General features: G+C 32.4%; 1 protein-coding gene. It reads right to left on the reverse strand.

The features are described 5' to 3' along the window. Positions 1-230 precede the first annotated feature (230 nt). Positions 231-1,532 (reverse strand): IS1380 family transposase, encoded by a 1,302-nt coding sequence (locus MV052_RS06080; protein WP_297441967.1) that lies wholly within the window; start codon positions 1,530-1,532, stop codon positions 231-233. Between the last annotated feature and the right edge of the window lie 130 nt (positions 1,533-1,662).

The following is a 1,662-nucleotide window of genomic DNA, read 5'->3' on the forward strand; positions in this document are numbered from 1 at the left end:
CCCAAATAATTCCATAACAATCATCATACCTCCAAATTCATAAAATTTCATCTTTTTTTGAAGCCAGAAACACCTAAAAAGGCTAATAAATCATCTTTTATATATTTTTAACTCCATTGTTTTTGAATTTTGCACTTTTAGTGCAGAAATGATGTTTTTTTGACAATACTTTACTGTCATAATAAAGTTCATTGTACTTATTGTTGGCTTTTTCAGGTGAAAATTTATTCTCATTGTAAACTCTCTTCATAAGCTAATCTTCGTATTTTTTGGAGCATCTCTAAAAACTCTTCATTTACTTTAAGTATTCTCTCTCTTGCATGAGAGATAACCTTACCTGCTATATTATAGAGCTTATATCTGATTGTTTTTACTGTGTGCTTGTGTAAATTTTTATCTAAAATTTGCTTAAACATTAAAAAAAGATTGTATGCCAATGTTCCAATATAAAAATAAAAAGCATTTGCCTCAAGATTTGAGCTTGGCAGGTAGCTCATATTGAAACCATTTTTTAGCTCTTTAATCTTGTTTTCACTTGTTTCACCCCGTTGACGATGGAGTTTAATTATCTCCTCTGGAGTCAAGTCATTATCGTTGGTAGCAATACAGTAATAAATTTCATCTTGATGTTGAATCATCACTTCATCTGAGATATATTCTTCTAGTGTTGGAAGTGTTGGTGTGATGTCTTTTTTAATCACAATCATTCTAAAAGCACTATCTGTATCTTGCATAGTGTGAGTAAACTCTGCTATCTTTTCTCTCGTAGAAAAAGTTTTCCACTCGTCATCTTTTATGCTTTTGATAGAGTCAAACACATTTTTATTCTTTTTAGCTGTTACTGTGAAAAGTATATTTTCTTTTTCACAGTAGTTAAATATATCAGCTTGATAGGATGCACTGTCTGCACGAAATCTGTCAAACTTTTTTCCAAGTGGAAGTTGTAACACGCACTGCTTAATGAACTCTAAGTTCTTACTTGCTGGAGCCTCGTTACCTTCTCTGAAATCTACATCAATAACCCAACCATTATTGATATGCCCCACCATCGGCATATAGCCAGGCGCATCTTTATATGACCACTTTGCTGTATTCTTATGTGCTTCTATAAAAGTTGCATCAATATCTAAAATCAACTCTTTGTTTTTAATGCTTTTTAGGAATCTTTTTAAAAATTGCTTGTTTATCTTTCTTATTCCCTCCTCACCGTTAGTTCCATGTTTACGAAGATATTTTGAGAATGCATTTGCTGTTGGAATATTTTTAATTTTTAAAAGTGTAGTGAGCACCTTATCTACTTTTATCTCTCTGATGTCATCAAGAAATCTACCACCACTATGGAGCATCAGAATAAGTGGATAGATAAACTCAAAGGCTGTGTAGCCATTGTTGCGTTTAGCTTTTGGAATATTAACATTGCAAAGCTCTTCAAGCTTCATACCTTTGAGATATTCTCCAAGTATTGCTACACCTGTTCTTGGTGTTAATTTCTCGTTTGTGGATTGTAGTTTGAAATTTAATGTTGTTTGCACTATAATTCTCTCGTTTTGGAAAAAGTTACACCTGATAGGTGAAAGTTTTAAGTGTGACTTTTTCGCTTTAAAGTACCTAATTATAGAGCAATCAAGCTTGTTGTCTAATTTGGTATGGAATCATTGGGGT

This window comes from Sulfurimonas sp. (genome assembly GCF_026988655.1).
In the GTDB taxonomy this organism is placed as follows: Bacteria; Campylobacterota; Campylobacteria; order Campylobacterales; family Sulfurimonadaceae; genus Sulfurimonas.